The following is a 26,896-nucleotide window of genomic DNA, read 5'->3' as shown; positions in this document are numbered from 1 at the left end:
AAGCTTTGGTGGAGTGGTCATAGAGCCAACTCAGGTATGGAAGCTGCTTGGCAAAGGAATCATCGAGATAGACGACATTTCAGGTCGGTTAGTTTCATAGAAACTTATTGTAAGCGCATGAACCGGTTTTTACCGAATGACGTCTTATGCGAAGCCCTTCGTGAGGAAGTAGCTTAAGGTGTACCGCGCAAGTCTCCACAGGTCAAGCATCAATTCACTTCTTTTAGCAGGGCGTCTTTTTATCGGCCAGTTGCACCATCTGAACTACTGAGGAGCAATTAGAAACGAAACCGACAACATAGAGAAAACGAAGTAGTCAGACGGCGTGCCACTGTGTTTCATGATACCGGACAGCGTGAGCAGCAGTAAGAAGTCAGATCGCTCACCACAAGCATTTGAGAAAGGGTGTACCAGCACTTTCACTGTGATTCAACTTCGTAAATCATGGTTTTTGAACGCAGATATTGGGATCCCACCTGTAATCTAGAAGTATACCTTGAAAAAAGGTATCCTCTGCGATTACTGTGGCATTCTCGAAAAGTCAAGAATTTTTTGGATTTACGCGAATTATTTTGGACCCCGTATTTGATTTCCAGTTACTTACTCAAACTACAGTAGGTCATGTGTGTTATAATTAATCGAGAATGGTTATATTGGGGCGTACTGGCTGAATGGGCATGCCATGTACTGTTTTTTGAGGAGATTTCTATGAACAATAAGATACAGATTGAGTATGAGCAATTGTGTCTACAGATTGATCAAAATGATTATATCTCTTTCGACATTTTCGATACGGCATTGTTACGTAACGTTCTTTATCCTGTCGATATTTTTGCAATTATTGAGCAGAAATTAACAGAAGATCAAAATCCGATACCGAATTTCAAAAAACAAAGAATAGAGGCAGAAAGCCAAGCGCGAAAACGTTCGAAGCGGGAAGACGTCCATTTCGATGAGATCTACCAAGTGCTTGCGGAACGAGTAGGAGATAAACAAAGTTATGACGCGAAACAGCTTGAAATATCGATTGAGCGAGAGTTTACAATTGGAAATCGGTTTATTAAGCGCATCTATGATTATGCTCTTGCACAAGGTAAAACGATATGGTTTATCTCGGATATGTATTTGCCAAAGGAGTTCATAGGATCTCTATTGAAAGAGAATGGATATGATGATTTCGATGCTTTATGGGTCTCGGGTGCCGATGGTTATACAAAGTCCTCCCGCAGCATGTATCGACATATTAAAGAACAATATCAGCTTGAATCTGGCTGGCTACATATTGGCGACAATCGGGTTTCCGATTACGAGAATGCTAAGAAAGAAAATATTGAAGCTTATCATTATGAGGATGTACGGATAAGAGCTGGCGTAAAGGGTGCATATACATTACGACAATCCATCATGAAGGCGATTCAGATCAATTATACCGAAACGGAAGAAACCTTAAACTATTGGCAACGGTTCGGCATTAATACGGTTTCTTCCTTATTCTACGGATTTATAACGTGGCTGATGAAGGAATTGAAAGGTAAACCTAATGTTTATTTTTTGGCACGAGACGGATACTTGCCATATAAGCTTTATGAGAAACTGGCAGCACATCGGGAAGACCTGCCTACAGCTCAATATCTCTACGCTTCCAGAAGGGCCTATCAAGTTCCTAATGCGCTCAATATGAAGCAGGAGGAAGCTTTAGAGTTGTTGACGGCACATAATACTGGACTGGGCCAGAGTGTTACGGTAGGCGAAATATTTGATAATCTGCGTTTAGATAAGCAACACTATGCGGATAGAATCGAATCTTTCGGATTTATAGGTTTTACAGATAAGTTGAAAAATGAGCGTGATACTCGTAATGCTAGAGAATTACTGAAGTCCATATATCCAGATATTGTTAATCAGTTGAGTGCAGAGAAGGATTTATTGAAAATGTATTTAAAGCAACATGGCATAAATGGAAATCACGAGATCCATGTTGTTGATGTCGGCTGGAGAGGTTCGACTCATAAGGCAATTTGTGATATTACGGGCTTGTCTGTTCATGGCTACTATTTAGGTACAATCGAGAATGTTTACGATGATATTACCGATAAGGTAAAGGGCTATGCTTTTAATCTAGGTAGACCTCGCCGTTATCGAAAAAGCATTATGGATAACGTCATGATGTATGAATTCATTTTTTCTGCTCCTCATGGGTCACTTGTAGGATTTGAACTTGTAGGTGATCGGGTGATTCCGGTGTTGAAAAACGTGGAGGATAATCCAGTCGTCATACAGGCGCTTCAAGATATGAGCTTGGCTATCCTGAGCATATCGGATGAGTACGAGAAGTATGCTGAATACTTGCATGGCTTGAATTCTGAAGAATGTTTGAGCGATTATATGACGTTTATTAATGATAAGCGGTACGAAGATTTGATGGAGTTTAGCAAGCTGACAGGCATTGTTGGAATTGGAGACTCTCATTCAAAGCAGGTGTATGTGAGTTCAGTTCCAAGTGGGGCAAGTAGAACGGAGAAAAATAAAGAGATTCGTAGAGCTAGGACCAATCTTTGGCCTAGTGCGATTATGTGGGATGGAAACACATTCAGAAGAAAAGAATACGTACTTTATAAAACGACAAATAAAATTTACAGCATCTTTCACAAAGGGTATAGATTATTTGTTAAAGCGCTATATAATCCACGCAAAGTGATTCCTTATATTGTAGATAAGCTACGGAGATAGCTAAAACCTCGAGTGCGCGATGGGCTATCTGCAGGGGGATCTAGCATTACAGCTGGCATCATCCATGTAACCGCCGCCCTTATAAGATGAATCCAGGTCTAAACGATCAAACTTATGCCCTTAAGAGGACTGGGCCATTAAAAAACCGGGCCACCCACTGTATTAATGATATGCTCCCCATACGGTAGACAGGTGAAATAATAAAACCTGTTAACTGTAAGGGGAGTTTTTTCATGCCTAAAAAGAAGCTCAGTGCTACTGAGAAGTTAGATATCCTTCAAGAAATTGAAAGCGGCGATATTGGAATAAAGGGAGCTGTCAGGAAGTACGGTTTGAACAAGTCTACAATAGCCAAATGGCGACGTCGTTATCAGCTATATGGTTATGAGGGATTAGCGATCCGCACTCGTAATCGTAGATATTCTGAGGAGTTGAAGGGCCAAGCGGTTAAAGATTACCTGGATGGGGGATTGTCGCAGAACCAAGTTATCGATAAATATCGGATTGCGAGTCGAACGCAACTTGCCAACTGGATTAAGAAGTATAATGGTCATAGCAGTTTAAAAGCTTATACAGGAGGAACAAAGGCTATGACCAAGGGACGTTCTACAACATGGCAAGAAAGAATTGACATTGTTTTGTACTGCCTTGCCAATGGACAAGATTACACAAAAACAGCGAAGCAGTTCCAGGTTTCTTACCAGCAAGTGTACGGATGGGTAAGAAAGTATGCAGTAGGCGGCCAGGATGCATTGCAAGACGGCAGAGGGCGTACAAGGGCGCCTGAAGAATTGACCGAAGCAGATCAGCAAAAACTCGACATGAAAAAGCTGGGGTACGAAAACGAGCGGCTCCGGGCGGAGAATGCGTTCTTAAAAAAGTTACAAGAGTTCGAAAGGAGGCGTCCCTAAGCCAACACCGGCAACAGAACATCTACCTTGATATTCAGGCTGTCCAGCAAGCAGAGTCACTCAGTATACAGCTTTTGTGTAGGGTTGCCGGGGTGTCGAGGTCAAGCTATTACAAGTGGCTTCATCGCACTCCTGGGATGCGCGAGATGGAGAACAGAGAGTTAACGGAAGTGATGATGTCCTTGTACGAGAAAGTCGAGGGCACCTTTGGTTACCGGCAATTAACGTTACATATGCGTCGACAAATGCAAAGATCGATTAACCATAAACGAGTACAACGACTTATGCAGATGAAGGGAATCCAGTCCGTCATCCGTAGAAAGAAAAAGAAGTATGAGCGTTCTACGCCGCAGCAGGTGGCTGAGAACATACTTAATCGTAAGTTCCAGGCCGAAGCGCCGAATGAGAAGTGGGTAACGGATGTCACGGAATTTAAATACGGTAATGGCCAGAAGGCCTATTTAAGCGCAATCCTTGATCTTCATGACAAATCGATTATTTCCTACGTACTGGGACACTCCAATAATAATCCTCTCGTGTTTCAGACGTTGGATTTAGCCTTGCAGGCAGCCCCCAACAGCACACCGATGCTTCATAGTGACCGTGGTTTCCAATATACGTCATTGCGCTTTAAGGAGCTGTTGGACGAAGCTGAAATTAAGCAGAGTATGTCCCGAGTAGGGCATTGCATTGATAACGGACCGATGGAATCCTTCTGGGGAACCTCGAAATGCGAGAAGTATTATTTGCATACCTACCAAAGCTTCGAGGATCTCAAAAAGGATATTGATGACTACATACACTTTTACAATTACGAACAACTACAAGCAAAGCTAAACGGCCTAAGTCCAACGGAATTCAGGACCAAGGCCGCCTAACTGACTTTTATTTTTTGTACTGTCTACTTGACGGGGAGCAGTTCATAAAGTGTATGGCCCGATTTAGCTGTCAGTTTGCTCAGAGTTGCTACGTTTTTTAACTAGCGGTTTTTATGTTTTATCATTGGCGTTGACAGTATTGGCTAGTTACCAACAGTACGATCATGCAGTCCTAACACTTGCCCACATACATATAAGCATATTATTACTTACACGGACATTTTATGTTCAGAGTATTTTTTTCGTATAAACTTCTGCATTGGTCGCTCAAAATAGTAAAATGATAAATGTGCAACTGCAAGCACTATACCAAAAATCATTAACATAAACCACTTTGAATTTAGCGGGATATGCAGGCCCTTTCTGTATAATATCCCAAATAATGCGAAGGTAGGCCAATGCCACAAGTAGATACCAAATGATAAGTCGCCGAGCCAGCGAAAGAATCTCATTGAAAGAAATTTGCGAAGCCACTTAACATTCATTACGGCTATAATGAGTGCTGGAAATATCAACAACGAATATACAATAGTTATGTCGCCTATACTTTTATTTCCGGTTGCCATTCCAATTCCTATAATAACCATAAAGATAAGAAGACTCCACCAACCCAATCGCCTTGAAGACTTCTCTTGTTTGACCGCTGAAACCAACACATATGTCAAACAGCCCATAAAGAAACCAATAAAAACTCGAATATAGTTCGGTGTAAAAAAACCTATTGATTGTATGTTCATCTGATTAATGAACATACCTAACAGAACTGGCACTATAAACACTAATCTATTTTTACCCCAATATCGACAGATAAGAAAAAATGTGGCATATGCCCAAATCTCCGCCGTTAGTGTCCACATTGGACCGTTGATACCATTAATACCAAATTTATTATTACCTTCAAACCCACCTAACATCAAAAAATTTACAATAACTCTATAGACCGAAAGTTCGTTAGTTTTACCTGCTAACAGAAAAATTCCAATCATTATAAAGGTTGTAACCCATACAAGCGGATATAACCTTGAAAACCGTGCAACCACAAAGTCAGTAAAATTTTTCTCACAGGTTGTTATCTGTTTTTGATAAACGTACATAAATATGAACCCTGACAAAACATAAAACAACTGAACAGCCAAATACCCCCAACCAAGTGAATTCCATAAGTCTAGAAGATTAGAATATCCCAATATTGTTAACTGATTTCCGAAAAAGGATAATGGAATATGCGAAATATCAAATCCGCTATAACTGACTATTGGTCCAGTAGCAGTGTCATAATGTGTAATAATAACAAGAAGTGCAGCTATACCACGCAATGCATCTAGGCTATGCAATCGCAGGTTACTTACTGAATCCTTATTTATTTGTCTGTTTGTTCTCGGCATAATATCCCTCTTTTGGATTATTACAATTTAACAGTAACGATCCTTCCATATCTTCTGCAACCAGTCAGCACTTCGCCCAATATTCTTATCATAATATTCTAAGATACTTTTCATTGAAGTATCATTATTGTTCTGGTTTACATTTAACCGCCAAAGAGCAGTTTCTGAAGTCGATGGAATAATTCTGGGTAGACAGAAATCTCTTGGGACAACTGTACGGTATCCATTATGACTGGATAACACCTTAAGCCACAGATCGTCACAATAGCGGCAGGTTTCCATAATTGCCTCATAATTAAACGCCTGTTCCGGCAACGCCTTTGGAGGATAAAGAACCCCACCGACACCCGTAGGTACTAGTTGATAAGAAGGAGTGTCCAGCAACATTTTATACTCCATAATCCATCCGCTGTAGGCTCTATATTTTTGTCTATCTTCAAATGTCATTAGATTTGCACGCATAGCCGAAATACAATCAGGGAATGCACGATAGCTTTTCATAAGCTTTTCAATCAAGGTAGAATCATAAAACGCATCATCATCAACAATAATGACAGGAATATCTGGGTATTCCTTCATGGTATAGAAATACTTTTTATGAGGTGCTATGTCGTTATCGACCCAACGAATTTCAAAAATAGAATGCTCCTTCTCCAATTTAATCAGTTCTTCCGGTAAATTCTTCTCCAATTGCGGGAACTGATCTTTTGATAACCAAAGCAGAATCTTTTTGGGGGTACTTGTCTGATTTATCAATGTTTCGATACATAAAGAGACTGTGTTTATCCTTCCAGGATGCGATGTCAATGATACGACAACATCTTCCTTCTTTTTCCGCGATTTAGCATTATTTTGTTGTTCACGGATTTCCTCATAAACTACCCTATATTTATTATAGCGGAATTTATTTCTTGTTTTTTCTATGAAGAAAGCTAATGACTTTTTCTTTTCAGTTAGAGAATAAAGCTTTTCCATATCCTGCTTATAGGAATCCATACTTGCGTACTTTTCATAATACTCACGTGATGCCCTTCCCATCGACGCAAGCTCATCTTTTTTATCTATTAATTTCATCATAGCGATTTTCAGGCTATCGATATCTCCCGTTTTAACAACTACACCGTTATCCTTGCCAACCACATACTTTGCACCTACATTTTCTGTCAAAATCAACGGTTTGGAAAGCATAGCGCCTTCTAAGGCAACTAAGGAACATGACTCATCACGAGAGGCAACAACGACGACATCCATAGTAGACAGTGTACTTATCTTTTTCTCTTCCCCTTGAATTTCACCAAGGTAATGGACGTTTGGTTCATCTTTTATTTCACTGAAGAAATAAGAACAGAACGGCGCTCCGCTACTGATGAAGCCACCGGCAAAATACAATTCTGCCGAATCGCGGTACCTTTCAGGCATAGCTTTGAATGCCGACAACAACACATCATATCCCTTTCGGTATTCTATTGTTCCAAACTGGACAAAACGGACTTTATCTGCCGAACCAGTATGGTATTGTGTTGCCATATCGACTTCATCTTCTACACAGTTGTGGATGACCTTGACCTTATTATTAGCGAATGGATTGATTGCGTCAGCTGCATATTGACTTACGCAATATATATTCTTGCTGTGCTTAAGTGTATAGTTTCTGCGAAAATGATTTCTGATAAAGTCAGGTATGTTAGTGGCCTCTCTAATATACCACACTGTCGGGATATACCGTTCACATAGCCTTGCATAGCTATCCGTTTCAATCGTATTACATACTGCCATATCAAAGGATTTAATCTGCTGAACGACCTTGTGCTTTTGCAATTCAGCTTCGGGGACAATTTGAACTTTAATATCTATCTTAGCGAATTCATCAGCAAAAGGACCGTCTTTTGCACTCCAAACCACTGGATGATATCCAAGATCAATTGCTACTTTACACATACGAAGCAAACTCCTGGGTGCTCCAGTATAAGTCAATGCTGGGCTAATAAACAAGATTTGTTTTTTTTCTTGCGACACATCTGAAACCTGTTGGTTTGATGAAGAACTTCCGAACAGTTGTCCAAAACTTATGACATTAGCAGCCGCAAATGGAGCCGTCATGGCATCGTAAGTAAAGTTTTGATATACAGCCTTGATATATTGTTGATATCTAATTGATTCTTTCAACGGATTGAATGCTACATAGGAAGAAATCGTATATAGCTTTTCATAAGGTGTTGTGTATTCCTTAAAGATCTTTATAAAATCTATCAATCCGGATTGCATCTCTTGAATTTCATGAGTATTATTAGGAGTATAGCTAGATTTTATAAAATCAATGCTACCATCCTCTCGTTCCTCATAACCTATCAAAGAGCCTTCGCAGGAAGTAAAAAGAAATTCCAACGGCATATGTAACTTGTCACTCTCTGTAACAGAGAGTGTTTTCCCTCCCGGAAACATATAACGCGTCAAGTCCATATTATTCAAATTTGAATAAACATAAGATGATATGTCCCCGCTTTCGATACTGGATGTTACAGAATTATTTCTACTGGTGCACATCAACGCACCGGATACTTGATATTTTTTTTCTGGAAAGTGTTTCTCTACGAAGTACTTAAATGCTGTAATACAAGTGCCACTCCAGCCAATGTCGACCACTAATACATTTTTTGAATCTCCAAGAAGCGATGCATAATACTTTTTTGCAGCATTAACCATAGAAGCGTTATGCTGGATAATGATATCCTTATGGTTAAAAACAAAGCGCTCAATTCTTTTTATGTCAATTGTGCCAGGAAACCAAAATCTATCAATATGATCATCATTAAGATAGTCTGTTAAATACTCAAACCCGCTCTCTTCAAAAATTCTTCCGATGGTTTTTTCGGATTTATATTTATTCATATAGCGAATAATATATCGGCTAGCCAGATCATATAAATACCGTTCGCTAGTAATATTGAAAATAGAATAGCGCGAAATTTGCAAATATTCATTCTCACACTTTTTATAAAACTGATTGTATACATTCCACAGAATTTCGCAATCTCTGGAACAGAAAAGGATTTTGTCAATCTTTCTCTGTTCGACTACTGCATTAATATGTTCGCAGAATCCCGCAGCGAGAATACCACCTACTCTGAAGCCATGTTCATAATACAGACTTTTATCCCACGTTCCATTATTCATATTAGTATTAATAATGGAACGATAAAAACTGCCGGCTAAATTGTCCATATCAGATTCGCGAAATGAGGTGCTCGAATCTGGATTATAAATAGCATCCAATCCGACTTCAATGCTCTTGTCAATATCTGAAGCTTTCGAGTCTCCTATATGCACGATTCGTCTTCCTTTATAATCCTCAAGAAGCAGTTTCTGAAGTGTTCCATCTCCCTTTCGCAACTTAACTACATTGGATAGGTATAGTTTCGAATAAGTTGTATAGCCATTCTTTTTTAGCATTTCAATGATGGCTTCCTTAGGTAGGTACATATCAGACGTAAAGATGACCTCTTTACCCGCTTCAACCAAATGCTGGTACACTTCAAATATATATGGGTTGACCTGTGAAAGATCTAGCTCAAGTTCGATCTCCCTTTTCATCCAATAGCGATCGATTCCATAATGTTTCTCAAGGATATCATAAATCTCAGAAAGAGTGATCTCACGCGTAAAAAAGAACTTTTCTTTTAATGCTCGTGCCTCGTTTTCGGCATCCATACGAATTTTTCGAAAGTCATTATGACCCATTTCAGCAGCCATAATAGTAAATACATCAGTAGGTTTTTCAACCTTTCGATAAATTGCGGTATCAAAAATATCGAATGAAATTACATCATATTCGCTTAGCACAGTCAACATTTCGTCAATTGACATTCTTTGTTCTGCTTTTTCAAAATAACGAACCTTGTCGTTATTCCCTTTGCCATTAATTTTAGCACCTTTGCCGAATAATCGATGAACTCTTGGCACTATACGGTACTGATAATTCAAATGAATTAATAGCATCCAACGCTGTAATCTGTTCTGTAATCTATTATTATGATGTTCCTTAATGTTTTTACTCACATATTTTTCATATTCACTTTTGATATCGTAATTTTTAATTACAAAAAAATTAAAAGCGAGATCCTTAAGTCTTTTGATGAACAACATTGTGAACAACATTAGCTCCTCCAATATTCCATATTCAAACTCTTAATCTGTAAGGTACAAATCCCTTGTATAAACCTTATCTAGCATATCGGCAATTTCCTCATTGTATCTATTAGCAACAATCACATCGGATATTTTCTTAAACTCATTTAAATCACTTACAACTCTTGAATTAAAAAAGGTGTCTTCCGCCAATGCTGGTTCATAAATAATAACTTCTACGCCCTTTGACTTAATACGCTTCATTATGCCCTGTATGGAAGACTGCCTGAAATTATCAGAATTTGATTTCATAGTTAGTCTATAAATACCCACAACTTTTGGATTTCTTTCCAAAATCCGTTCGGCTATGAAGTCCTTTCTCGTCCTGTTGGAGTCGACAATCGCAGCGATAATATTGTTCGGTACATCTCGATAATTCGCCAGAAGCTGCTTCGTGTCCTTGGGCAGGCAATATCCACCGTAACCGAAGGATGGGTTATTGTAATGCTGTCCTATTCTAGCATCCAAGCACACGCCTTCAATGATCTGCTTTGTATTTAACTTGCGTATTTCGGCATAAGAATCCAATTCGTTAAAAAATGCCACACGAAGTGCAAGATATGTGTTAGCAAATAGCTTTACCGCTTCCGCCTCGGTAGCTCCTGTTATTAATACCGGCACATCCTCAGATAAAGCGGCTTGTTTCAAGAGCTCCGCAAATGTTACAGCCTGTTCTTTAAGGTACACATCCTCGGACGGCACTCCAACTACTATTCTCGAAGGATGCAGATTATCATACAGAGCGTGCCCTTCTCGTAAAAATTCAGGCGAAAATAGTACGTTTTGAAACCCCTCTTGCCTAAGCTGCTCGGTAAAGCCCACTGGAACGGTAGATTTTACTATAACCACAGCGTCTGGTGAAAGCTCTTTGGCCTGTGCAACTACGCTTTCCACTGACGATGTATTAAAGTAGTTAATTTTCGGATCATAGTCCGTAGGCGTAGCAACAATAATATAATCCGCATCTTTATACGCTTCCTCGGGGCAATCTGTGGCGAAGAGATTCAAGGGCTTTTCCTCCAGGTACTTGGAGATCTCCTTATCCATAATGGGGGATTTTTTTTGGCGAACCATCTGCACTCTTTCCGTGGATACATCTAAAGCCCATACTTCATTCCGCTGCGATAACAAAACTGCTAGCGACATTCCAACATACCCAAGACCTACTACTGTGACTTTCACAAGGCAACCTCCATTATTTGCTATTTAAGTATGCCTCGCATACACTTTGTGAATCCCCAATCGTTTTTATAACATTTGCTATATTCGTTCTTTGCATTTTTGCTGAAGCTTAAAGTCACCCGCAGATAATTTCATCAACAATTAATATTTCAAATTTTACTGTAGTTTCCCAAGTATACAAAAACTATAGTGCCACAAGAGTGCTACAAGATGTCAAGACAGGATTTTCAAGATTTTAAGGTATGAAAATATGCACAAGTATTTTCTGAGTAGACGCTAGCCTCCCCCGCATATGGAAAAAGATAAGATTCATAAATGGGGGATGAGCATCATACCGATTTGCCAATGGATGGAGTACTAGCTCAAGCGAAGCGCGGGAGTGAGGGGTTATCTTCCTTTATTCACATGTAAACAAGAGGACGACCTGATGTGCAGGTAGTGGTTGTGTAAATGGATGTAGCTTTCCACCCCTTTCCACGTCTCTCGCGAACTGTTGTACTCCTGGATATAAACCTCGTTGTATTTCAAGCTGCGCTAGAAACGCGCAATGACGATATTGTCCTTGGCACGGCCTTTGCCCCCCATGCTGATGCGCACTTCCTTTTCCTTCAGCAGATCTGTGTACTGTGGACTCGTAAAATGGCTGCCTTGGTCGCTGGTGATAATATCGGCTTTTTGCTTCGATAGCGCCCGTTTCATCGCCTCCAAGACGAAATCGATCTCCATAGACTGCTCCATCTGCCAATCCACGATATAGCGGGAATACCAGTCCATTACGGCATAAAGGTACATCTAGCCGTGCTTCATACGGATGGAAGTGATATCCACACTCCAGACTTGATCCGGTTTTATAATCGTGAGTTTTCGGAGTAGATAGGGATACGTCCGATGCTGCAGATCGCGCTTACTCAAGTTCGGGCCAGGATAGATCACCATAATGCCCATTTCCCGCATGGGCCAGATTTTTTTTAAAAGCTACGACAATTGACTGGTCAACTTTCCAATCTCAGCCATAGAGTTCGCTGACCTGTTGTTCGTGGTCATGTTTCATTTTCGTGATGCCCTTGCGATCATCGACAAACAATTGCAGGGGGGGCCGTCAACTTTCCACCGGTTGAAGATATTGGCATGTGCTCGAAGCCAATTGAGGAACTGACTTCTCCTCTTTGAGCATTTCTAGTACCAGACTAGCTTTTTCTTCGGGAGTAAACTTCCTTCTACTGCTTGCCATAAGAAACTCCTTTTTTCTGTTTAGTTTCTATGTAGCATAATAAATATTATAACAGAATAACCAAACCACCAACAAATAATTTGAATCTGGTAAGCCTTGGTTTAAAGTGTATAATGCGGAAATGGTCAACGAAGGATGTCTTAGTGGTTGGTAAGTAAGTTCTAGGGATATCAGTGAAGTTCCATGGGATGTGGTTTTAAGCGATAGATTTGAATGCGGAGTTTCAGTTTACAGTATGTAGAAGTTTTCGATTGGGAAAACCATCCCTTGGTAGCAAATGCATCAAGGCGTAGTTGAATATATAAATGTTTCTTATATCTACAGAAGATCGAAAATTCCATTTAACTAAGGAGCGATGTTTGCATTTACGAAGCTTTTGTTTGGTAGAAAGGCGAAAAAAAATTGCTCTCGAGCAATATGCTTTTAGAAACAGAACAACCGCGTTTCAAGATCTGATGTTGAAAAAACACTGCCCTCATTCGGTCTTAGTAGCGACCAAGGAGGGCAGTGGTTATTTTTTAGTAAAGTTTTGGACAACATCTTTCGCAGGGCCGATCTCAACAACTTGCCCCTCTCTCAACCACAACGCACGATCACATAAATTTTTAATCTGTTCCATAGAATGTGATACGAACAGCACAGTCGTGCCGCCTTCCATCATGGAGCGTATTTTATTTTCTGACTTTTCTCGAAAATTGTTGTCACCAACGGAGAGGACTTCGTCGAGAATGAGGATGTCAGGTTTGACAACTGTTGAGATGGAGAATCCGAGTCGCGCCCGCATGCCGGATGAATAATTTTTAAGTGGTGTATGAATGAACTTGCCTAGATCTGAGAAGTCAACAATCTCCTCAAGCTTCTCTGTAATAAACTTCTTGGAATATCCAAGAAGCAAGCCGTTTAAATAAATATTTTCGATTCCAGTTAATTCATTGTTAAATCCAGCGCCAAGTTCAAGAAGTGGAGCCAAAGTTCCTTGTCGCGAGAACGAACCTTCAGTTGGTTTCAACACTCCAGATATGATCTTCAATAATGTACTTTTCCCAGCACCATTGTTCCCGATAATCCCCAATACTTCCCCTTTTTTTACAGAAAAGCTTACATTATTCAACGCAAAGAAATCTTCGTATTGGATTTCTCTTTTTATTTTTTTGATAAAGAAGTGCTTCAAAGAGTCAATTTTTTCTGTCGTGAGCCGATATTTCATACTAACGTGATTTACTTCAATCGAAATGTTGCTCATTGTAATGTCACTCATTTTAGGGCATACCTCAGTTTTATAAATAATGGATGAATCGGTCTTGTGTTTTGTAGAATACAAACAACCCTAGTATTCCGGTTAAGAACATGTAGAAGATCGGGACATAGTGAAGAGTTAATGTAGGTATAGTACCATATGTAACAACGTCACGAAACATCTCCATTATTGGGTGTAGCGGGTTTAATTGAAGGAGATGCTGATACTTTTGCGGGATAATGGACGCCGGATAAAAGATCGGTGTCATATACATAATGATCATAAGCACGATGGAGTACATATGCTGTAAGTCACGGAAGAACACATTAATAGATGCCAGTAACAACCCGATTCCAGCAGAAATGACAAACAGATAAAATAAAGGGATGACAAATAAAAGGTTCATCCATCGGAAAGGTACGCCCTCAATTGGCATCAATATGATTAGTGTAACCATAGAAATTAGTGTTGTTATAAATGACGAACACACGCGAGACAAAGGGAAGAAGTATTTAGGCACGTACACTTTGCGAATGAGTTGCCCGTTGGCGTGAATAGAGTTCATCGCGAAGTTAGTTGAATCTGCAAAAAACTGATATAGAATTCGACCGCTCATGACATAAAGCGGGAAGTGTTCGATATTGTTTTTGAATAAGGCCATGAAAACGATACTTAGGACGGCAGTCATTAGTAGTGGGTTTAATAAACTCCAGATGATACCAAGAACTGAATTGCGATATTTAAGCTTGATATCCTTCTTGACTAGCTCAACGAATAAGTCTTTATATTTCCATAAATTGTTGAGATACATCTTCACTTTGCTACTCCTCGCTTTAAACTATAGGCAGGACTCTTAATTATTATAGCTTACTTGTGTGGTACTAGGGAGATTTTTTTATATGAGTATCCATTTAGCTCAGTAAATTCAAGATAAGCAAACGTTTGTTCGATACAATAAAGACAAACAATGCTCGAGAGTTTTTCTCATGGCTAAAAAGAGCTCTTACGCTTATACAATTTCAAAAGGTTTTTCAAACGGAGGACTCGTGTCACCAGCACCTCTACCATATGGAATGGACGGATGAATTCTGTTGCCCAAGATGCTTGGGACATAGGGCGTATGAAGTAGACGCGTCTTCTTCAGCTCTACGAGTTTGTGCAGTGCTGGTCACTAGACTACGGTCACCGCTGACACCTACCTCTTGGAGAAGAATCGAATAGACCTAGTGAAATGGTTTTGGGCAAACTTTTAATCGCATATGACACGCGGGGGTTCGGCTACGTGCCTGTCCACAGCGTTGAATCGCCTATCAGACGGCCTGGAATGGGACATAAAATCCACAAAATTATGAGAGATCGTGATGCTGCTTACACGCTGGTAGGCATTGTGGAACTCGACGACGCATTTTTCGGCGCTTCTACGAAAGGTGGCTAGTACGGCTACGGAACCGATAAAACACTGGTGCTTGTCGCGTTGCTGCTCAAAAAGAAAGGCTGCACGAAGTACTTAAAAGAAGGTTATTCCTGATGTGAAGGGTGCAACGTTAGTGGACTTTGCACACCAAATGATTGATCCGGGTTCCACGATCTCAAGCGATAAGTATCACCCTTACCAAGTGCTTGCCAAGGAGGGCTACCGCATGAGCCCAAGTTGTTCAATCCGATGGAGGATCGGCTGCATACCGTCATCTCCAAAACAAAGGCCTTTATCGGCGGAACCTACCAAGGGTTCGATTCTAAGCACTTGTAGTTTTCTCTGGATGAATTCTGCTATCGGTTTATTCACTGCGACTCATTGTTGTGTCTTATCGTCGAAAACATCCTATCCTTAGCTAGTTGGATAAAGTATAATGAGAGTGCCTAGTAACCATATTCCTTTGTTTCTAATAGAAAGGTGAACTTATGAAAGCTATTATCCTAGCAGGCGGAACAGGTTCCCGCCTTTATCCCTTAACTAAAGTCACCAACAAGCACCTGCTTCCCGTCGGCAAATATCCGATGGTTTTTCACGTTGTCCATAAGCTGAAACAAGCCGGGCTCACCGATATTCTCTTAGTCACGGGTAAAGAACACATGGGGGATGTCGTGAGTTTGCTCGGTAGTGGTAGCGAAATGGGCGTTTCGTTTACTTATAAAGTTCAAGACGAAGCGGGCGGGATCGCCCAAGCGCTGGGATTAGCTGAGCAGTTTGTGGGTGATGATCAAATGGTCGTTATTCTCGGCGACAATGTATTTGCCGATGATATTACACCTTTTGTGGTACGTTTTAAACATCAGCAGACTGGAGCTAAAATTCTGATTCAGAAAGTCCCGGATCCCACTAGATTCGGTGTACCTGAACTTGAAGGGGAGCGAATCGTCTCCATTGAAGAGAAGCCGAAGAATCCCAAGTCCGATTATGCGGTGACCGGCATCTATATGTTTGATCATCATGTGTTTGAGATTATCCGCTCCCTAAAGCCCTCCGCTCGCGGCGAATTGGAAATCACCGATGTCAATAATGCATATATTGAACGGGGAGAACTTACCTTTGATGTGCTAACCGGCTGGTGGACGGATGCGGGAACGCACACATCACTAGCACGGGCTAATGAGCTAGCCAAGGACCTCGTGTTTAGTGAAGAATTCGGTAAGCTCAAGCTATAATTGGGGAGGATGGTTGACTGTGAAACTTACCTCGCTTAAGTTGCAGGGAGCTGCATTGCTGGAACCGGTGGTACATGGGGATCACCGGGGTTTTTTTATGGAAAGTTATAATCATTCCGAGATGAAGAAGCTTGGATTAGCCATCAACTTTGTCCAGGATAATCAGTCTTTGTCAGCTGAACCGGGGGTACTAAGAGGGCTGCATTATCAACTAAATCCCAAAGCCCAAACCAAGCTAATCCGAGTATTATCTGGCGCTATCTATGATGTCATCCTGGATATCCGCCGAAACTCACCGACTTTTGGTCAATGGGTGGGGGTTATCCTTAGCGAACATAACAAACGTCAACTATTAGTGCCGAAAGGCTTTGCGCACGGGTTCTGCACTCTTGTGCCGAATACCCAAGTTTTCTATAAAGTGGACGAATACTACTCGCCGGAACAGGATCGCGGCATATTATGGAATGACCCGGCACTGAACATTGATTGGCCGGTAAGTGAGCCATTGCTTTCGGAGAAAGACCGGAGGCATCCGACATTCGCGGAGGCGGAAATGAATTTCGACTAGGAGGATCTCTTCATGAAACTACTCGTTACAGGCGGTGCCGGATTTATCGGCAGCAACTTTGTTTTATATATGCTGAAACAGCATCCAGAATACAAGATTGTAAATGTGGATGCACTTACTTATGCCGGAAACCTAGAGAACTTGAAGTCGGTGGAGGGCAATCCGAACCACACCTTCGTGAAGGCGGATATTACGGATGCCAAGGCAATGGATGAGTTAATCGGTACAAGCGTTGATATTGTCGTCAACTTTGCGGCGGAGTCGCATGTGGATCGCAGTATTCTGGAGCCGGACATTTTTGTGAAAACCAATGTGTTGGGGACGCAAGTCTTGCTGGATGCAGCGAAAAAACATGGAGTCCAGAAATTCGTTCAGGTGTCTACCGATGAGGTTTACGGAACGTTGGGTGAGACAGGACTGTTCACGGAAGAAACGCCGCTCGCTCCGAACAGTCCTTATTCGGCAAGCAAAGCCGGCGGGGATCTGGTGGTCCGTGCTTATCATGAGACCTTCGGACTTCCTGTGAATATTACGCGCTGCTCCAATAACTATGGACCTTATCAATTTCCCGAGAAGTTAATCCCGTTAATGATATCCAGAGCTCTGGCTGATGAAGCCTTGCCTGTTTATGGCGACGGTTTAAATATTCGTGATTGGTTGTACGTTGAGGATCACTGCAGTGCTATTGATCTCGTCATCCATCAAGGACGTAATGGCGAAGTCTATAATATTGGCGGAAATAATGAGCGAACCAATTTGCATATTGTGCGGACGATTCTGGATCAGCTTGGCAAACCGGAATCGTTGATCAAGCACGTGCAAGATCGTCCTGGGCATGATCGCCGCTATGGCATTGATCCTACCAAGACCATGACGGAGCTGGGTTGGAAGCCGAAACATACCTTTGAAACCGGAATTAAAGAAACGATTCGCTGGTATCTGGATAACAAGGAATGGTGGACCCGAATCCAAACAGGGGCTTACCAAGAGTATTATGCCAAACAGTATGGTAATCGCCTGGGTGAGCAAGCATGAAAGTACTCGTAACCGGGGCAAGAGGACAGTTGGGGCAAGATGTCGTGCGTCTGTTTGAGAGTGCGGGGCATCAGGTATTACCGAGTGATCGAGATGCGTTGGATATTACCGATGATGCGGCGTGTCTGGAGGTTGTGAAGAAGTTTAAACCGAATGTAATTATCCACTGTGCGGCGTATACGGCAGTCGATCAGGCGGAAAGCGATGTGGATGCGGCCTATGCGGTGAATGCGGTCGGGACCCGAAATATGGTGCTAGCCGCCGAGCAGGTGAAAGCTAAGTTTTGCTACATCAGCACGGATTACGTTTTCGATGGAACCGCCGCTTCTCCATACCAGGAATACGATAACACCAATCCTCAGAGTGTCTATGGAAAGTCCAAACGAGCCGGAGAAGTGTTGGTCCAAAGCTTGTCTTCCGCTTTTTATATTGTGCGGACGTCCTGGGTATATGGCTTGCATGGACAAAATTTTGTAAAAACGATGCTGAAACTTGGTCAAGCGAAACCGGTACTCTCCGTGGTTCATGACCAAAAAGGTTCTCCGACGTATACCGTTGATTTAGCTGCCTTTTTGCTGGATTTGATCCAAACGGAGAAGTATGGGATCTATCATGCATCCAACTCGGGAGAATGCACCTGGTATGAATTCGCGCAGGCGATTTTCGAGGAAGCCCGAGATATTCTAGGACAAAACTATCTGGCACAAGTCAAGCCGTGTACAACCGACGAGTTCCCTCGCCCGGCCCCGCGTCCCCGAAATTCGGTGATGGATCACTTGTCTATTCGCACGAATGGGTTTCAGGATTTAAGGTCATGGAGAGAAGCGCTTAACGCATTTATAACAGAATTTAAGGCTAGCCAGGAACGTTAATTTCTGGTTAGCTTTTTTTCTGCCCTCCGAAGTATACGTTCTAAAAGCACTTTGATATAATTTCTACAACAAAGCATTAGTAAAGGAACCTACTCCATGCCATTGAACCCAACTGTTACCATCCAAATCGTAACCTATAACAGCGCCGATGATATCGAGGAATGCCTGAGCGCCGTTCGGCAGCAGTCCTATCCGATCAAGGAGATTATCGTTATTGATAATGCATCCACAGACGGGACGGCGGACCGGGTGCGGGCATATATTGAGCAAGCTCAGGGGAGCAACGTACGATTTGTTCCGAATGCAACCAACACCGGCTTCGCTCCTGCCCACAACCAGGGAATACGACTGACGCAAAGTGACTTTGTGTTAGTATTGAATCCAGACGTGCAGCTTGGAACTGAATATGTCGAGCGTCTTGTGGAGGTCATGGAGCATCGTCCAGAGGTGGGGAGTGCTACGGGACTGCTCATCTTAAAGTCAACTCTGGAGATCGTCGACAGTACCGGTCTGGCGATGAACGGGATTTGGCGCGCCTTTGACCGCGGGGCTGGGGAAACGGCCAGTCAATGGAGAGAATCCGGCGAAGTGTTTGGCGTATCCGGTGCAGCTGCCCTGTACAGGCGCGCGATGATCGATGAAATATCGATCGCCGGCGAGTTTTTTGATGAGGATTTTTTTGCCTATAAAGAGGACGTGGATGTGGCTTGGCGGGCTAACTTGCTTGGCTGGAAAGCCTACTATTGTGCGGAGGCCGTGGCCACTCATGAGAGAGGCTGGAAGAAGGGCAGCCGCCAATCGCAGCCCCTGTTTATTCGCCAATATTCCTATATTAATCGCTACAAAATGATCTATAAGAATCTGTCGGGATACCGTTGGATCCAATCTCTGCCGAAGCTGCTTGCTTACGAGCTGGCGAGTAATGGGTATATGCTTTTGAGAGAACCCAAGGTACTTGGAGCATGGAAGGGCTTCATTCATCAACTGCCGGAATTACGGGAGAAGCGGCAGGGGATTAAGAAAAGGTTGAAACTCTGATTTACTCTTATTATGTGGAAATAGGGCACCATGATAATCTGTGATATAATGTCGATAGACTACTATATTTGTAGATTCGGAGCGCATAAATCATGGATTTAAGTATATTGATCGTAAATTATAATACGCGTCAGTTGACTTTGGACTGTCTGCGGTCGGTATACGACGCGGAGACGGTCTATTCGTACGAAGTGATTGTGGTGGACAATGCTTCGGCGGATGGTTCGGTGGAGGCGATTCGTAGCGAGTATCCGAATGTGGTGCTGATCGCGAATCAGGACAACACGGGATTTGCCAAAGCGAACAATCAAGGGATGGCCGTTGCTCAAGGGCGCTACGTTCTGCTATTGAATTCGGATACCGTAGTGCAACCCGATACGTTCCAGACCATGGTTTCTTATATGGATGCACACCCAGACCTCGGGGCAGCGGGATGTAAAGTCATCCTACCGGACGGTTCGCTGGATAAGGCGTGCAGGCGCGGATTTCCGACGCCGTCAGCATCGTTTTACTATGCTTTCGGATTTTCGAAGCTCTTTCCGGACAATCCGCGGTTTAACCAGTATCAGCTGGGGTACAAGGATCCGAACGAGACTTACCCCGTCGATTGCTTGGTTGGCGCCTTTATGCTGGTGAGACAGGAGACGATCCGTCAGGTTGGAGGTCTGGACGAAACCTTCTTTATGTACGGAGAAGACATCGACTGGTGCTACCGCATCAAGCAAGCGGGCTGGGGCATTCATTATCATCCGGCTACATACATTGTTCACTATAAGGGAGCCAGCAGCCGGCGCAAGCCCTTTAAGATCATCTATGAATTTCACCGCGCGATGTGGGTCTTTCACCGGAAACATTATCTTCGTCATTATTCCTGGATCACGAACGCAGCCGTTTACAGCGGCATTTCGTTGAAGCTCCTCTTATCCCTAGCCAAAAACAAACTGCTCCCGCTAGGTGCGAGAACGCCATCTGGAGCGGTCAAGCCGGAGTCGGCGGAAGTTAAAATGGAGGTGAGATCATGATCCGTAAGAACCAACGGTTCTTAACCCAACTGTATATTCTGACGGATTTTGTGTCCATCCAGATTTCCTTCCTGCTTGCTTGGTGGGTGAAATTCGAAAGCGGCCTGATCGCTTACGAGAAGCCGCTGCCTGTAGAGATATATGCTTTTTGGAGCGTTGTTTATGGGGCAATTGCGGTTTTTGTCGGCGTCTTAATTTCCCTGTATACCCCTAAACGCAAAAAACGCTTCGCCGATGAAGTCTGGAAGATCGTTCAGGTTCATGTGGCGAGTTTATTTCTTTTGTTTGGCCTGATGTTCTTCTTCAAGCAAGTGGATATTTCCCGTCTTTATTTGGCGATCTATATGATGTTCAACATGCTCCTGATCTTGTTCTATCGGTACTTCTTGAAAAATAGCCTAAAGCAGCTTCGGAAGAAGGGGTACAACAAGCAGTTTGTCCTGATTCTCGGAGCCGGGTCCTTAGGCCAGCGTTTTCACAACAATCTCAAACAATACCCCGAGCTTGGCTATGAGATCGTCGGATTTCTGGATGATCATAAGGCCTGGGACGGGATCGAGGCGGCACGCTATAAACCGATTCTGGGAAGGATCGATCAACTGGAGAGCGTCTTGCAGGACAAGTTGATTGACGAGGTCGTTCTGGCGCTTCCCCTGGAGGCGCATCACCGTTATGCCCAGATCATTTCTATCTGTGAAAAAGTAGGGGTCAGAACGCTCATCATCCCGGATTTCTTCGATTATCTACCGGCCCGTCCGTATTTTGATAATTTTGCCGGAATGCCGATGATTAACGTCAGGGATATTCCGCTGGACTTGACCGGGAATCGGGTGGCCAAGCGAATCTTCGATATCGTGTTCTCCCTGCTGGCGATCCTCCTTACTTCTCCGGTGATGCTGTTTGTGGCCATAGGGGTCAAGTTAACCTCGAAAGGTCCGATGATCTTTAAGCAGGAGCGGGTAGGGTTAAACCGGCGGACGTTTCAAATGTACAAGTTCCGTTCGATGCGGGTGCTGCCCGAGGGAGTCGAGGACACAGGGTGGACGACGGAAAACGATCCCCGGCGCACCAAGTTCGGAGCTTTTATCCGCAAGACGAGCCTTGACGAGCTGCCGCAGTTTTTCAATGTGCTGGCCGGACATATGAGTGTGGTTGGTCCCCGCCCCGAGCGGCCTTATTATGTGGATCAGTTTAAGGAAGAAGTGCCGAAATACATGGTGAAGCACCATGTTCGGCCAGGCATCACCGGTTGGGCGCAAACCCATGGGCTTCGTGGAGATACGTCGATCGAGGAACGCATTAAATATGATATTTTCTATATTGAGAACTGGTCGATCTTATTGGATATCAAGATTGTGTTGCGAACCGTCGTGAATGGCTTTATCAATAAAAATGCATACTGACCGGGAGACAGTTCCCGACAGCAGAAAACGGTCTTTTCACCTAGAAAAGACCGTTTTTTCGATTCCCGCTTACCCCGCCACCCCTCGGTCCACACCAACTCGCATCCTCCGCCAACGATCTCTCATTTTGCGGTAGCCGATGCACAAGCCCACGCTGATGCCGGCGCATAGGATAAACGAAATTAGCGTCTGGGCGTATACGCCCAGGAAACCGAGATAATTCAAAGCTAGCAGGTTCGTGAATCGCAAAATAAACGCATGGACCAGATAGGCACCAAACGAGTACCTGCCGATGAGGCTTAAAGTTCTGCCGAGCTTCGTCGGCGTGGCGGTCAAGCGTTGGGCCGCATAATACAGAGCCGGAAGCATCGCCAGAACGGCCAGCATCATCAGCGGTCTGAGCGGCCCTGTCACGTAGGAGCTGGTCAAATAGTTGCCGGCGGACTGGCCTTCGTTGATGCCCCAGATTTTCACACCGATATAAATCAGAAAGAGGATGGTAATTGCAAGACTGACGCCCCATAGGGACTGCATCGCCTTTTTCCAGCGTTCATAATACAAGCCGGCCAACCCGCCTAATACGAAATAAAATGTCCAGAACAGAAAGTTTCGGTCCAGGTAGGTGTAGAGGATTTGCAGAATCGGTTGGTTCGATTGAAAGTATCCCTTCGACAGTACCTCAACCAGAACAAGGTTGGCGGCCAGGAATGCCAAGACGACTGCCAAATTGGCGGAAGCCGGCCGTTTGCCCGACAGAAGTAAACGGAAGACGGGAAACAGCAGATAAAACGGAATAATCATGACCATAAACCACAAGTGGTAGGAGGCTTTTCCCGTAAAAGCCAACTCTACGACATGGAGGAACTCGCCCCAATGATGAAAGACAGCCCCCCCGCTAAGCATACTCACCCAAACATAGTAAAAGAGCGTCCAGAACAGATAAGGAAGAACTACTTGCTGCCCTCTTCTTTTTAGGAATCGTCCATATTGAAAGGACTGGTCGTAGTTGTAAAACAACACTACGCCGGTGATAAATACAAAGAGCGGTACAGCGAACCGAATCAATCCCAGGAAGGTCGTCCCCAGGCTCACGGAGAACGGCGACAAACCGGGCTGAACAAATAATCCGGCGATCGCATGCTGCAGCGCAACGGCCAAGAAGGCTGCACCGCGAAGCGCTTCGATCTCTTCCAGCTTCGTTTTTCTCTTCATGAATTGTCCTCCACGGTTGTTTTGCATAGAATGACCATAAAGAAATTAGGCGTATTCGTCAACCGTATTCCCTGAATCTACCGGGGGCGGGGGATCATAGGGAGCGGTGGTTGACCTATGCCGAGTTCAAGGCGGCAAAAATCCGATAAAAACGTATCTTTTTTTCTGTTCGCATTCGACGCGAACATTGACAGGGTACCCCCGGTAACATAGACTAGAAACAGAGAAACTGAACTGGAATTCTAGGCGTGATGATGATTCTTATAGCAGATGGACGAGCGGGAGCGGGGCGGAGCAGGATGCCCCGTTTTTCGCGGTCATGCTGCTGAAATTGCCGTTGGAGGAATACAATTTGAAGCAGATGATACCTGCCTGGCGGCATGTGTTTAAGCTGGACCCGGACCGCGACCTGGATGAGGCCTCGCTGGAAGCGGTGTGCCTGTCGGGGACGGACGCCGTGATGATCGGCGGCTCCAGCGGGGTGACCTATGAGAATACGGTGGATTTGCTGTCCCGCGTACGTCGTTTTGAGGTGCCTTGCGTGCTGGAGATCTCCGACCTAGAGGCGGTCGTGCCGGGGTTTGACCTGTATATGATCCCGATCGTGCTGAACGCCGGACATCCCGACTGGATCATCGGTCAGCATGCCCGGGCGATTGAGCAATACGGATACCTGATCCCGTGGGAGCTCCTGGTGCCGGAGGGGTATCTGGTGCTGAATCCGGAAGCAACCGTGGCCGAGGTGACGGAAGCGCAAGCTCCGCTGGACTCGGCGGCAGCACGGTCGTACGCCCAGGTGGCTGACCGCTTGCTGCAACTGCCGATCGTTTACCTGGAGTACAGCGGCCGAACCGGCGATTTTGAGCTGGTGTCGGACGTGCGGCGAACGTTGGATCAAGCGCGCCTGTTCTATGGCGGCGGGATCGGGGATGCCGAAACCGCGCGCCGCGCTGCAGCCGTGAGCGATACGGTGGTCGTAGGCAACGCCGTGTACGGGAACCTGGAGCAGGCGTTGGAGACGGTAGCGGCGGTGAAGGGCCCAACTGCAGCGAAGAGCTAGAAGCGGCGATGGAGGGGTGGCAAGAGCCGAACAAACGCCAGGCCAGCAACGTCTTCGCAGAGAGGCCCTGGTGATAACGGACACCAGGGACCTTATCGCGCGGAATAACGAGTCCCGTAGCAGCTAACGGATTGAGAAGACCTTATTTGTCCCAATTCGGCCCCTCCCCACTCGGTTAGGGTGAAATAGCGTCGCCTGAGTCCGTTACACCGGGAAATGCTCGGGAAATGAGGGAATAGCGGCTCTGGGTTCCGTTATCAGCTAGGGTGAAGCCGAAGTCGAAGAGATGTGTTTTTAAATAAGGAAGGAGCAAGTTTGATGCAACCTGTGAACATACAAGAGGCGGTCAGCCGCCTGAATCCGCAGCAAAGACAAGCCGTAGAGGCGACCGAAGGGCCGCTTCTCATCATGGCCGGCGCAGGCAGCGGCAAGACGCGCGTGCTGACGCACCGCATCGCCTACCTGATTGCGACCCGCAAGGCGCCGCCGTGGGCAATCCTGGCGATCACCTTTACGAACAAAGCCGCGCGCGAAATGCAGGACCGGGTCTCCCGACTGGTGGGCGGCTCGGAGGGGCGGGACATTTGGGTATCGACGTTCCACTCGATGTGCGTGCGGATTTTGCGGCGGGATATCGAACGGATCGGGTTCAACTCCAACTTCTCCATCCTGGATTCAACGGACCAGCTGTCCGTCATTCGCAACTGCATGAAGGATCAGAACCTCGATACGAAGAAATTCGAGCCGAAGGCGGTTCAGGCGGCGATCAGCACAGCGAAGAACGAATTGATCACACCGCAGCAATACGAACAGAAGATCGGCGATTATTTCGAGGGGATCGTAGCCAAGATCTACACGATGTATCAGAACCGATTGCGCCAAAATAACTCCCTGGACTTCGACGACCTGATCATGAAGACGATCGAGCTGTTTAAGGAAGCGCCGGACGTGCTGGATTTCTATCAGAAGAAATTCCAATACATCCACGTCGACGAGTATCAGGATACGAACCGCGCGCAGTACATGCTGTGCCGGATGATGGCGGACAAGCACCACCGCATCTGCGTTGTGGGCGACAGCGACCAGTCGATCTATCGCTGGCGCGGGGCGGACATCAGCAATATCCTGAACTTCGAGAAGGATTACCCCGAGGCGAAGACGATTCTGCTCGAGCAGAATTACCGTTCGACCTCGACGATTCTGAACGCGGCCAACGAAGTGATCGGGCAGAACACCGGGCGCAAGCCGAAGAAGCTGTGGACCGACAAGGGGGACGGCGACAAGATCAAAGTTTACCGCGCGGATTCGGAGCATGATGAGGGGTATTTTGTTACAACGGAAATTCATAATAGTGTAAAAAGCGGGCGCAACTACCGCGATCACGCGATTTTGTACCGGACCAACGCGCAGTCGCGGGTCATCGAGGAAATCCTGATCAAATCGGATATCCCGTATCAGATCGTCGGCGGCATCAAGTTCTATGATCGCAAAGAGATCAAGGACCTGCTCGCTTACCTGCGCCTGCTGTCCAATCCGGACGACGACATCAGCTTGACGCGCGTGATCAACGTGCCGAAGCGGGGCATCGGCGACACGACGGTGGCCAAACTTGCGGATGCTGCGGCGCAGCGGGGAACGTCGATTTACCGCGTGCTTGAGGTCGTGGACGATCTGGGTTTTGCCGGGCGGACGCGGAACGCGTTGGTTGAGTTTTTTGATATGATCAGCGGGCTGCATCAGATGGTTCCCTATCTGTCCGTTACGGAGCTGACTGAGAAGCTGCTGGAAACGACGCAATACCGGCTGGAGCTGCAAAATGAGAATACGCTCGAATCCCGCTCCCGGTTGGAAAATATCGACGAGTTCCTGTCTGTCACGCTGGAATTCGAGAACAATAATGAAGACAAGTCGCTCGTCTCCTTCCTGACCGACCTGGCGCTCATCGCCGATATCGACAGCATGAACGACAACAGCGATGCCGAGAAACCCAACGACGATGCGGTCGTGCTGATGACGATGCACAGCGCGAAAGGTCTGGAGTTCCCGGTCGTGTTCATCATCGGCATGGAGGAAGGGGTCTTCCCGCATAGCCGGGCGTTCCTCGACAACGAGGAACTGGAGGAAGAGCGCCGCCTGGCGTACGTGGGCATCACCCGCGCCGAAGAGAAGCTGTTCCTCTCGTGCGCGCAGATGCGCACGCTGTTCGGCCGCACGACGGCGAACCCGCCGTCCCGGTTCCTCGACGAAATCCCCGAGGAACTGAAGGAGGACGGCGGCGGCCGCGTGCCGCGCGACCGCTAC

General features: G+C 45.0%; 20 protein-coding genes. 13 read left to right on the top strand and 7 right to left on the bottom strand.

What is annotated here, in order from left to right; translation table 11 throughout:
* Positions 1-708: 708 nt before the first annotated feature.
* Complete coding sequence (locus tag BN3795_RS05700) at positions 709-2,730, top strand: HAD family hydrolase (RefSeq protein ID WP_068783748.1); 2,022 nt, start codon at positions 709-711, stop codon at positions 2,728-2,730.
* A 233-nt stretch (positions 2,731-2,963) separates the two neighbouring features.
* Positions 2,964-4,519, top strand: a protein-coding gene (locus BN3795_RS26255; protein ID WP_408635009.1) for an IS3 family transposase whose coding sequence is annotated in 2 segments (ribosomal slippage) — positions 2,964-3,621 and positions 3,621-4,519 — 1,557 coding nt in all. Because the reading frame shifts where the segments join, the coding sequence is not laid out codon by codon here.
* A 209-nt stretch (positions 4,520-4,728) separates the two neighbouring features.
* On the opposite strand, the gene BN3795_RS05685 is transcribed toward BN3795_RS26255, so the two are convergent.
* From BN3795_RS05685 to BN3795_RS05660, 6 genes are all read right to left on the bottom strand, one after another.
* Positions 4,729-5,904 carry an acyltransferase family protein gene (locus BN3795_RS05685; protein WP_068783746.1) on the bottom strand — a complete coding sequence of 392 codons (1,176 nt, stop codon included), beginning with the start codon at positions 5,902-5,904 and terminating at the stop codon, positions 4,729-4,731.
* Between the two features lie 27 nt (positions 5,905-5,931).
* Positions 5,932-10,059 carry a glycosyltransferase gene (locus BN3795_RS05680; protein ID WP_068783745.1) on the bottom strand — a complete coding sequence of 1,376 codons (4,128 nt, stop codon included), beginning with the start codon at positions 10,057-10,059 and terminating at the stop codon, positions 5,932-5,934.
* A gap of 30 nt (positions 10,060-10,089) precedes the next feature.
* Complete coding sequence (locus BN3795_RS05675) at positions 10,090-11,271, bottom strand: nucleotide sugar dehydrogenase (protein WP_068783744.1); 1,182 nt, start codon at positions 11,269-11,271, stop codon at positions 10,090-10,092.
* A gap of 534 nt (positions 11,272-11,805) precedes the next feature.
* Positions 11,806-12,063 (bottom strand): DDE-type integrase/transposase/recombinase, encoded by a 258-nt coding sequence (locus BN3795_RS05670; protein ID WP_068783743.1) that lies wholly within the window; start codon positions 12,061-12,063, stop codon positions 11,806-11,808.
* A gap of 950 nt (positions 12,064-13,013) precedes the next feature.
* Positions 13,014-13,760 carry an ABC transporter ATP-binding protein gene (locus BN3795_RS05665; RefSeq protein WP_198524658.1) on the bottom strand — a complete coding sequence of 249 codons (747 nt, stop codon included), beginning with the start codon at positions 13,758-13,760 and terminating at the stop codon, positions 13,014-13,016.
* Between the two features lie 19 nt (positions 13,761-13,779).
* Positions 13,780-14,550: an ABC transporter permease gene (locus BN3795_RS05660; protein WP_068783742.1), complete on the bottom strand. Its 771-nt coding sequence runs from the start codon at positions 14,548-14,550 to the stop codon at positions 13,780-13,782.
* Between the two features lie 131 nt (positions 14,551-14,681).
* On the opposite strand from BN3795_RS05660, the gene BN3795_RS26250 reads away from it, so the two are divergent.
* The 9 genes from BN3795_RS26250 to BN3795_RS05620 all read left to right on the top strand — a co-directional run bounded on the left by BN3795_RS26250 (position 14,682) and on the right by BN3795_RS05620 (position 22,323).
* Positions 14,682-14,960, top strand: coding sequence for a transposase (locus BN3795_RS26250; protein ID WP_408635008.1), 279 nt, complete (start codon positions 14,682-14,684; stop codon positions 14,958-14,960).
* Between the two features lie 299 nt (positions 14,961-15,259).
* Positions 15,260-15,571, top strand: coding sequence for a hypothetical protein (locus BN3795_RS26245; protein ID WP_408635014.1), 312 nt, complete (start codon positions 15,260-15,262; stop codon positions 15,569-15,571).
* A gap of 70 nt (positions 15,572-15,641) precedes the next feature.
* Positions 15,642-16,385 carry a sugar phosphate nucleotidyltransferase gene (locus BN3795_RS05650; RefSeq protein WP_068783740.1) on the top strand — a complete coding sequence of 248 codons (744 nt, stop codon included), beginning with the start codon at positions 15,642-15,644 and terminating at the stop codon, positions 16,383-16,385.
* Between the two features lie 19 nt (positions 16,386-16,404).
* Entirely contained in the window at positions 16,405-16,953 is a 549-nt protein-coding gene (gene rfbC, locus BN3795_RS05645) for a dTDP-4-dehydrorhamnose 3,5-epimerase (protein ID WP_068783739.1), read from the top strand.
* A gap of 12 nt (positions 16,954-16,965) precedes the next feature.
* The gene (rfbB, locus tag BN3795_RS05640) at positions 16,966-17,988 is read left to right on the top strand and encodes a dTDP-glucose 4,6-dehydratase (protein ID WP_068783738.1); all 1,023 of its coding nucleotides are present in this window, start codon (positions 16,966-16,968) and stop codon (positions 17,986-17,988) included.
* Positions 17,985-18,860 carry a dTDP-4-dehydrorhamnose reductase gene (gene rfbD, locus BN3795_RS05635; protein ID WP_068783737.1) on the top strand — a complete coding sequence of 292 codons (876 nt, stop codon included), beginning with the start codon at positions 17,985-17,987 and terminating at the stop codon, positions 18,858-18,860. Before rfbB ends, rfbD begins: the two co-directional genes overlap by 4 nt.
* A gap of 102 nt (positions 18,861-18,962) precedes the next feature.
* On the top strand, positions 18,963-19,898 hold the full coding sequence (locus BN3795_RS05630; RefSeq protein WP_110945067.1) for a glycosyltransferase family 2 protein: 936 nt from the start codon (positions 18,963-18,965) through the stop codon (positions 19,896-19,898).
* 92 nt (positions 19,899-19,990) lie between these two features.
* Complete coding sequence (locus BN3795_RS05625; protein WP_068783735.1) at positions 19,991-20,920, top strand: glycosyltransferase family 2 protein; 930 nt, start codon at positions 19,991-19,993, stop codon at positions 20,918-20,920.
* Positions 20,917-22,323, top strand: a complete 1,407-nt coding sequence (locus BN3795_RS05620; protein ID WP_068783734.1) for an undecaprenyl-phosphate glucose phosphotransferase — start codon at positions 20,917-20,919, stop codon at positions 22,321-22,323. Before BN3795_RS05625 ends, BN3795_RS05620 begins: the two co-directional genes overlap by 4 nt.
* Before the next feature lie 69 nt (positions 22,324-22,392).
* Here BN3795_RS05620 and BN3795_RS05615 read toward each other — a convergent pair whose 3' ends face one another.
* Positions 22,393-23,535, bottom strand: a complete 1,143-nt coding sequence (locus BN3795_RS05615; protein WP_068783733.1) for an acyltransferase — start codon at positions 23,533-23,535, stop codon at positions 22,393-22,395.
* Between the two features lie 352 nt (positions 23,536-23,887).
* Here BN3795_RS05615 and pcrB point away from each other — a divergent pair, with 352 nt between their 5' ends.
* Positions 23,888-24,595 (top strand): heptaprenylglyceryl phosphate synthase, encoded by a 708-nt coding sequence (pcrB, locus tag BN3795_RS05610; protein WP_068784047.1) that lies wholly within the window; start codon positions 23,888-23,890, stop codon positions 24,593-24,595.
* 318 nt (positions 24,596-24,913) lie between these two features.
* Positions 24,914-26,896: DNA helicase PcrA (gene pcrA / locus BN3795_RS05605; protein WP_068783732.1), on the top strand; the 1,983-nt coding region annotated here is incomplete at its 3' end.

It is taken from the genome of Paenibacillus phocaeensis (assembly GCF_900021165.1).
Lineage (GTDB): Bacteria > Bacillota > Bacilli > Paenibacillales > Paenibacillaceae > Fontibacillus > Fontibacillus phocaensis.
The sequence above is the reverse complement of the archived record's forward strand: the minus strand, read 5'-3'. Positions and strand labels throughout refer to the sequence as shown.